Below are 1052 nucleotides of genomic sequence, written 5' to 3' on the forward strand. Positions count from 1 at the left end.
GTTATAGGACACGTCAGTATTACATCGAATACCGAGCTACATGAAAAGGTATCACTTAGTAGAGCCGCTCAAAGAAGTTGGGCAGGTAAAACTTTAAAGGAGAGAGCTGAGGCAGTTACAGGCGCTTATGCAAAGTTAAGTCCTTATTTGGAGCAGTTATCACAACTCATTAGTTTGGAAATGGGAAAAGATGCTCGTCGTGCAGGATTTGAGGTAAGAGGCGTGCTTCATAACGCGGAATATTTTATCAATAGTGCACTGGATGCATTTAGACCGGAATCATTAGGAGGAAGAAGCCAGATTCAATACCAACCATTAGGAGTGGTTGCAGTAATTTCTCCTTGGAATTACCCGCTGGCGATGGCTAATAACTTGATTATCCCCTCATTGGTTGCCGGTAATAGTGTGATACTCAAACCTTCTGAACATACCCCTTTGGTAGCGGACTTGTTTGTTAAAGCGCTCCAGGAAAGCTTGCCTGAGAACCTAGTACAAATTGTTCATGGTGCTGGTGAAGTGGGTAGAGCACTCGTTAAAGCGGAGATAAATATGGTCGCTTTTACCGGGTCGCTCGAGGCTGGTCGAAACATAATGGCTGGTGCTGCGCTAGATCTGAAAAGGCTTGTAATGGAGCTTGGTGGTAATGATCCAATGATTGTTATGCGCAATGCTGATCTTAAAGCTGCTGCTAGGTTCGCTGTCGCAAGCTCATTCGAAAATGCTGGGCAGATGTGCACCTCTACGGAGCGGGTTTATGTTGATGCAAGTATTGCTAAAGCATTTGAACATGAGGTTGTTGCGGTTGCCAGTCAATATCAAACAGGTCCGTGGAATCAGCCTGGTGTAAATATTGGCCCCATTGTAAACCCTCATCAACATCAAAAAATTGTAGATCAGTTAATTGATGCTGAGGCGAACGGCGCTAGGTTTTTGCTTGGATATGCTCGACAGAAAGCGCCTTATATCGAAGCAACAGTTGTCTCAAACCTTAGTAAAGAAATGCGCCTGGAGAATGAAGAAACCTTTGGTCCAGTAGTCGCCATTGCAGAGTT

General features: G+C 44.6%; 1 protein-coding gene. It reads left to right on the plus strand.

The window, feature by feature from the left end; all coding sequences use genetic code 11:
• Positions 1 to 18: 18 nt before the first annotated feature.
• Positions 19 to 1052, plus strand: a 1034-nt coding sequence (locus A3738_RS27130; protein WP_231876778.1) for an aldehyde dehydrogenase, incomplete at its 3' end; no start/stop codon positions are given.

The sequence above is a fragment of the Oleiphilus sp. HI0066 genome (assembly GCF_001635725.1).